The following is a 7,850-nucleotide window of genomic DNA, read 5'->3' as shown; positions in this document are numbered from 1 at the left end:
TTCGAGATCCTGCCGCAGGTCAACCAGCTGGCCTATGCGGTGGCCTTCGAGTCGCTGTACCGGGGCTGGGACCAGGCCGGCAAGCGCTTTACCGAGGTGAGCGAGGCGGATCGCAACTGGCTGCTTGGCCAGGTGCGCACGATCCGCGAGCAATACCGCCTGCCGGTGATCTCGATCGACTACTGCCCGCCCGCCGACCGCCAGTGCGCGCGCGATACCGCGGCGCGGATCCGCGCGCAGGGCATCATCCCCTATGTGGCCGACCCCGGCCTGCAGACGGTCGGCATCGGCAGCATCGAGGTGATGCCGCGCCGCGTGCTGGTCGTGCAGGACCGCGAGGCGGGCGTCTCCATCGACGATTCCGCCGGCGTGCGTTTCGTCGCCATGCCGCTGAACTATCTCGGCTATCGCGTGGACTTCGCCGAAGCCAGCCAGCCGCTGCCGGAGATCGGCCCGGACCGTTACGCCGGCGTGGTGATCTGGATGGGCGGCAATGTGCGCAATGAGCCCGGCCGCTTCTTCGGCTGGGTGCAGCGCAATATCGACCAGGGTGTGCCGGTGGTGTTCCTGAACGACTTCGGCGCGCGCATGAACGGGGCGCTGGCCGCGGCCCTGCAGCTCAAGACCGTCAAGGGCAAGGTGGGCCGCACGGCGCAAGTCGTGTCGAAGGATCCGATGATGGGCTTCGAGATGCCGGTGGCGCCGGACCGCGCCCAGGCCGTGCCGGTGCAGGTCGGCGACGCGGCGGGCTTCCGCTCGTTGCTGCGCTTGCATTCGGGCACGCTGAACTACGATGCCGCCGCGATCACCCCCTGGGGCGGCTACGTGCTCGGTCCCTACGCGGTGCGGCAAAGCGCCAAGGACCAGGACCGCTGGGTGGTGCAGCCGCTGTCGTTCCTGCGCGAAGCCCTGCGCCTGCCGGTCATGCCGGTGCCAGACGTCACCACCGAGAACGGGCGGCGCCTGCTGACCATCCACGTGGACGGCGACGGCTTTGCTTCGCGCGCGGAGATTCCCGGCGGCGGTTTTTCCGGCGAAGTGCTGTTCCGCGAGATCTGGGACCACTATCGCCTGCCGATGACGATGTCGGTCATCGAGGGCGAGGTGGCCAGCGACGGCATGTATCCGAACCTGACCGCGCAGCTGGAGCCGATCGCGCGCAAGATCTTCGCGCAGCCCTATGTCGAAGTGGCAAGCCACACCTTCTCGCACCCCTTCGAATGGGGCCGCACCGTGCCCGGCGGCACGCATTCGGAAAACGCTACCGAAGGCGACGACGACTTCCACCTTGCGATTCCCGGCTACCAGCTGGATCTGCGCCGCGAGATCGGCGGTTCCATTGACTATATCAACCGCACCCTGGCGCCTGCCGGCAAGCCGGTCAGCATGCTGCTGTGGTCGGGCGACTGCCAGCCGCCCGCCGAGGCCATCAAGTTGGCCGATCAGGCGGGCGTGCTCAATATGAACGGTGGCGATACGCTGATCACGCGCAGCAACCCGACCTGGACGGCGATCTCGCCGCTCGGCATCAACAAGCCCGACGGCACCTTCCAGGTCTTCGCGCCCAACCAGAACGAGAACGTCTACACCAATCTCTGGCACGGACCCTTCTACGGCTTCGAGCGCGTGATCGAGACCTATGAGCTGACCGACAGTCCGCTGCGTTTCAAGCCGGTCAACATTTACTACCACAGCTACTCGGGTACCAAGGTCGCTTCGCTCAAGGCGCTGCGCAAGGTCTATGACTATGTGCAGAGTCAGCCGTTGTTCCCGGTGCATGCCTCCGACTACGTGCGCAAGGTGATCGACTGGCAAGGCATGGCGGTGGCGCGCGAGCTGGGCGGCGACGGCAACGAGCCGGCTGCCTGGATCGTGCGCGGCGACGGCAACCTGCGCAATGTGCGCTGGACCGGCGCGGACGTGCCCGACGTGGCGGACTCGCAAGGCGTGAGCGGCACTTCGCCGGCGCCCGGCGGCGGCGTCTACGTGCATCTCGCCGATGGCGCCTCGCGCATCGCGATGCGTGCCGCCAATGCCGCGGCGCCCGCGGCCCCCGGGATCGCCGAGGCCAACGGCTTCGTGCGGGACTGGCAGCGTACCGGCCAGGGCAGCGCGCAGCATATCCGTTTTGATTTCAGTGGCTACACCAAGCCCTTCTTCCGCCTCTCCGGTGCGGACCACTGCCGGGTTGCCATCGGTGGCAAAGCGGTACAGGGCGTGCGGGATCGCGGCGCGCTGCGTTTCGATACCACTCCCGTTCCCAATCCCGACAATGCCAAGCAAAGCGTCGAAATCACCTGCGCCGCCTGAGCGCGAGCGGCTGCTGCCGCCGGCGTTCGTGCTGACCTTCACCGCCATGGTGGGGATCGGCCTGGCGCTGATGTTCCCGCGCGAAACCTTGCGCGAGCGACTGCTGGGCGAAGGCCGCGCCGTTGACGGTCTCAGCGTGGCCTACCTGGAAGCGTGGCTGCGCGCCACGCCCGAAGACAGCGGCTTCATGGCGGTGCTGGCGGAGCAATACGCCCGGACCGGCCGCCTGGAAGAGGCCGAGGCCTTGCTGGGCCAGCTCGAGGCGCGCTATGCGGCCAGCCGCAGTGGACCGGCGCGCAAGTCGGCCGATGCCGACCTGCCCGGCCAGATCCTGCTCACCCGTATCGAGATCGCCCAGCAGCGTGCGTTCGCCGCGCAGCCGGAGACCCCGGAACGCAAGCACTACATCGACCTGCTGAGCGGCCTGCTCGACCAGGCCGTGCCGATGCAATGGGGGCGCGGCGACCTGGAGGAGCTCGCCACCACCGCGCGCTCGATCAATGCGCTCAAGCCGGCGCAGCAGTTCTACCGCGCGCTGGCCAAGAGCGATCCCGCCCGCGCCGGGCTATGGAATGCACAGGCCGCTTCGGCGGCCCTGGCCGGCGGCGATTACCGGCAGGCGGCCGAGGCGCTGTTCGCCGCGCAGGCTCGCGCCACCGAGCCGGCCGAGCAGCGCCGCCTCTTTCTTGCCGCGCTCAAGACCCTGCAGTCCGGCAACGAGCTCGACCAGGCGCTGGCCCAGGCCGAACAGCGCGGCGGCAAGCTGCTCGACAATCCGGAGGTCCTGCGCTACCTGACCAGGCTGGCCATGGCCGCCAACCGTCCCGAACAGGCTGCGCGCTACGTGCAGCGGCTGCTGCGCCTGCCGCCGAGCGTGCAGGGCTTGCCGGACAGCGCGGCAGCGCAGCATGCCGAGGCGCGCCGTATCGCCGCCGCCCAGCCCTGGGCCGCGCAAGGCGTGGTCTTTCTCGACGGCCCGCGCGGGCTGGCCCTGCGCCGCGCGATGGGCGATGCCGCGATGCCGCGCTTGCAGCGCGTGGCGAGCACGGCGGGCGCCGGCACGCCCGCGTCGGCAGCCGGCAACCCCGCTTCGGCTGACCGCGCCGTCAATGCCGACGACTACGAACTCGCTTTCCAGGTGTTCCTGGCTGCCGGCAAGCTGGACGACGCCCAGCGCGTCGCCCAGAGCGCGGTGCAGCGCATGCCCGGCGCGGCCCGCTGGCGCGAGCGCCTGGCGCAGGTCGCAGAATGGAACCGCCAGCCCGCGGTAGCGCTCAAGAGCTGGCTCGAATACGCGCAGGCCAGCAACGACGACTCGGCCTGGAAAGCCGTGCTGCGCCTGGCTCCCAGCCTGAACGACGATCGCGCCTACCTGGCCGCGCTGCGCCATCGCGCCGGCACCGGCGATCTCCCCACGGTCGACCAGGTGGTCGCCGCCTACGAGCGGCTGGGCGAGCCCGAAGAGGGCATGGCTTTCCTGCAAAGCCTGAGCCACGGCCCGAACGCGCGCCAGATCATGGAGCGGCATGCCGAGCTGGCCGAGCGCGCCGGCAAGGACGCCCGCGCCTTCGATCTGTACACTGCCTTGCAGCAACGCTTTGGCCCGCGCCCGCAGTACGCGCTCAAGCAGGCCAACCTGCTCTATGTGCACGGCAAGCTGGACGAAGCACTGCAGGCCATGGTGCCGTCGATGCGCACCGCGCGCTCCGCCGACATCGATTTCTGGCGCACCTTCACCCAACTGGCGCGGCTGAACCAGCGCGGCGACCTGCTCGAGCAGGGCTACCGCCAGCTGATGCTGGCCATGGCCGAGACGCATGACGATCATTGCATGGCCATGCCCGCGGGCGCCGGCCGCAACGATTGCCTGGCCGAAGTGCGCGATACCGAGGAGTCGGATTTCTCGAACCTGATCGATTTCTACGACAGTTCGCCCATCGATGCCGGGCGCATCGCGGAGGCCGGCTGGCGCAAGAACGGCAAGCTCGCCTCGCTTGAGCTCGCCATCAATTACTACACCCGGGCGCGCGCCTATGGCCGCATCGCCGCCCTGCTGCAGGGCATGAGCGCAGAGCAGGTGAAGCAGGCGGAACAGTCCGGCCGCTTCCTGGCGACACGCGCCGAGTACCTGCGTGCCCGCGGCGAACGCGAGCAGGCCCTGGCGGACCTGCGCCGCGCCGCCAGCCTCCCCGATGCCGACAGCGAGACGCTGGCCGCGCTGATGTGGTCGCTGGTCGATCTCGGCTCGGACACCGAAGTGCGGGCCATGATGCGGCGCCTGAAGAGCGAGGCCGAGGACAACCCGGACCTGTGGGGCGCCTTCGCTGCCGGCAATATGCGCTTCCAGGATGGCCGCGCCTCGCTGCACTACCTGCGCAAGATGGCCGACGGCAAGAGCGCGGACCCGCTCTGGCTGGGACTGGCCGCGGATGCCTACGATGCCATCGGGCAGACCGGCACCGGGTGGCGCCTGCGCCGCCAGGCCTGGATCGACCTGCACGGCGGCCGCGCCGTGGGCGCGCGCCGTGCCTCGGATCCCCGCGGCGCGGATCCGGCCGCCGAGGAAGAGGATGCGCAGGGCGCCCCCGCCCCCGCGGAGCTGCAGCGCCAGACCGTGGCGCTCGGCCGGATCTTCGCGTCGGGCGATGTATCGCGGCGCCTGGTGACGGAATTGCTGCGCGGCGACCGCACCGTGATGGCGGGCGGCGACGCTGCTGACTGGACCGGGCCCGCCAAGCCGGCTTCGCGGCTCGGCGAGATTCCCGGCCTGCCGCCGCTGGCGTCCAGGCTGCCGCAGGGGATGGCGCAGCGCGAGGCACGCCAGCAGGCCGTGGTGTCGGTCGCCGCCAAGGAAGTGGCGCTGGCCTGGGCGCTGTCCAGCGAATCCAACGAACTGGCGCGTGCCTGGCTGGCCCGCCAATATGCGCGCCAGCTGCTGCGCCCGGCCTATGCCGAAGTCACGCTGGCGCTGGCCAACCAGGACCTGGCCACGCTCGACCGCGTGCTGGAGCGCCAGGCCGGCCGTGTTCCGGTGGACAGCCAGATCGAGGCCAATGTCCAGCTCGGCCGGCTCGGCGCCGCGCAGACGCTGGCCTTCGAGACGCAGGATGCGGCCCGCACGGACGACAACCTGCAGGAGACCCTGCAGGACGCGCTGCTCTTCAATGCGCAAGCCATCGAGCCGCGCGTGACCTACCAGCGCCAGAATCCGCTGAGCTATTTCGATTACAGCCTGGGCGGCGGCGTGCGCCTGTGGGATGGCTACGACCTCAACCTGCGCGGCGCCTGGCGCACCCAGCGCAGCCTCGACCAGGCCCAGCTGAGCGGCGTGCCCGCGGCCGACCAGCGCGGCGAGCTGTCGCTTGGCTACCGCGGCCAGCACGTGCGCTGGCGTCTCGGCGTCGGCCGCCGCGATGGCCTGGCGAGCATGACCACCGCGCGCTTCACCGGCGAGTGGCTGGCGGGTAACCGGCTGAGTTTCACCACGCTGGCCGGCATCAACCAGCAAGCCGACGAATCGGCGCCGCTGCGGGTCGGCGGCGCCAAGGACGTGCTCGGACTGGGCGCGAACTACAACCTGAGCCTGCGCGAATTTGCCGGCGGCCGCATCGAGTACAGCCGCTTCCGTGGCCAGGACGGTTCCGCGCTGGGTCACGGCCTGGTGTACGACCTGGAGGCGGGCTATCGCATCCGTACCGCCTACCCGGACTACACGGTGCGACTGGTCGGCACGCACGCCTCCTACGATGCGCGCGGCGGCACGCTCAGCAGCAAGCTGGCATCGCTGGTGCCCGCAGGCGACGGCGCCACGCCCGGCTTCTACATGCCCCAGGGTTTCACGCAGGTGGGTGCGACCTTTGGTTTCGGCACCCAGCTGCTCGACGACTACACGGGCAAGTGGCGCCCGTTTGCCGAGATCGGCCTGCTGCACGATACCCGCGCCGGGCAGAACTTCCGCGCGCAGCTGGGCGTGGCCGGCAAGCTCTTCGGCAGCGATCACCTGTCCATGTATGTGCAGCACGAAACCGCAGCGCGCAACGGCGGCACGCCGCTGACCGCGGTCGGCCTGCGCTACAAATGGCTTTACTAATCCGGGCGGGCACGCGGTTGTGCCGGTTCACTGTATGCAATAGAGAAGGGGAGATAGTCATGGAAACAACTAGCACGAAGCGCAACCGCGCCGCACGGCTGCTGGGCTGGTGCGGTGCGCTGGGCGCGGCCCTGTGGCTGGCCGGATGCGCGGTGACCGATGTCGGCCGCGCCCCCGCGCTGCCGGCGGGCGAGTCGCTGGCAGTCCTGCCGATCGTCAACTACACCGAGACGCCGCAGGCTGGCCTGCGTGCCGAGGCGATCGCCGAGAGTCTGCTGAAGACCGGCGGCATCGCCAGCGTCAAGCGCTATCCGGCCAGCCTGAACCCGGAAACGCTGTTCGAGCCGGCCGAGCGCGAGTCGGTGGGCAAGGCGCTCGAATGGGCGCGCAGCCAGAAGGTGCGCTACGCCCTTACCGGCGCGGTGCAGGAGTGGCGCTACAAGGTCGGCGTGGATGGCGAGCCGGCCGTGGGCATCTCGCTGCAGCTGCTGGACGTGAGCACCGGCGAAGTGGTGTGGACCGCCACCGGCAGCAACAGCGGCTGGAGCCGCGAGTCGCTGTCCGGCACCGCGCAAAAGCTGCTGCGCCGCCTGCTGGCGCCGCTGCGCCAGGGTTGAGGTGCGGGAGAGCGTGATCGTGGCCAAGACAGCCGACAAGATACGGGAAGGACAGGGCATTGGCGCGGGCGGCCGCTATCTGCGGTTGCTGGCGCCCGCCACGAGCGGACCGGTCTCGCTGGCCGAGCTGGTGGCGGCGATGACCCTGGCGATGGGACTGGGGTACCTGGTCCTGCCCCAGAACCCCCTGATGCTCGGGCTGGGCTTCCCTTGGGCATGGCTGCTGCCGGTCATCCTGGCGTTGCGCTACGGCACGCTGATCGGCGTGGGCAGCGTGCTGATGATGCTGGGCGGCTGGTTCTTCTTCCACCAGATGGGCGCGCAAGCGGGAGAATTCCCGCGCCCGTTCTTCCTGGGCGGCTTGCTGATGGTGCTGGTTGCCGGGCAGTTCGGCGATGTCTGGGGCACGCGGCTGGCGCGCGCGCGCGCCGTCAACCGCTACCTGGAAGAGCGGCTTGCCGCGCTGACCAAGAACCACTATCTGCTGCGCGTTTCGCATGCGCGGCTGGAGAACGACCTGCTGGCCAAGCCCACCACCTTGCGCGACACGCTGTCGCAGATGCGGGCAGTGACGCTCGAAGACGCCGCGCCCGGCAGCGGCGCGCTGGTCGGTGCGCGTCCGATGTTGCAGGTGGTGGCGCAGGCATGCCAGCTCGAAGCCGCCGCGCTATATGCGGTCGACGGCGACAAGGTGTCCGCCGAAGCGTCGGCGCAGGTCGGCCCGGCGTTCGCATTCGACGTGAACGACGTACTCGTGCGGCATTGCCTGGAGACGCGCGAGCTGGCGCATCTGCAGGCGGGCGGGCTGTCGCACCAGTCGCAGGATCATCCCA

3 protein-coding genes and 1 pseudogene are annotated in these 7,850 nt (G+C 69.8%); all 4 read left to right on the top strand.

Annotated elements, in window-relative coordinates; all coding sequences use genetic code 11:
- Nucleotides 1-2,310 (top strand): hypothetical protein (locus tag P3W85_RS43105; protein WP_276269311.1); only part of this gene is annotated, 2,310 nt, incomplete at its 5' end.
- Nucleotides 2,273-6,400 (top strand): tetratricopeptide repeat protein, encoded by a 4,128-nt coding sequence (locus P3W85_RS43100; RefSeq protein WP_276269310.1) that lies wholly within the window; start codon nt 2,273-2,275, stop codon nt 6,398-6,400. The genes P3W85_RS43105 and P3W85_RS43100, both read left to right, overlap by 38 nt.
- 59 nt (nt 6,401-6,459) lie before the next feature.
- On the top strand, nt 6,460-7,017 hold the full coding sequence (locus P3W85_RS43095) for a hypothetical protein (protein ID WP_017226677.1): 558 nt from the start codon (nt 6,460-6,462) through the stop codon (nt 7,015-7,017).
- Nucleotides 7,018-7,030: 13 nt separating this feature from the next.
- Nucleotides 7,031-7,850 (top strand): annotated as a pseudogene (locus tag P3W85_RS43090) (PelD GGDEF domain-containing protein); the annotation flags it as partial.

This window comes from Cupriavidus basilensis, from assembly GCF_029335485.1.
GTDB classification, from domain to species: Bacteria; Pseudomonadota; Gammaproteobacteria; order Burkholderiales; family Burkholderiaceae; genus Cupriavidus; species Cupriavidus basilensis_E.
This window is presented reverse-complemented; position numbering and strand designations above follow the sequence as displayed.

Coding starts and splice junctions, on each gene's coding strand:
- P3W85_RS43095 (WP_017226677.1), top strand. CDS start 6,460: ATGGAAACAACTAGCACGAAGCGCAACCGCGCCGCACGGCTGCTGGGC.
- P3W85_RS43100 (WP_276269310.1), top strand. CDS start 2,273: ATGCCAAGCAAAGCGTCGAAATCACCTGCGCCGCCTGAGCGCGAGCGG.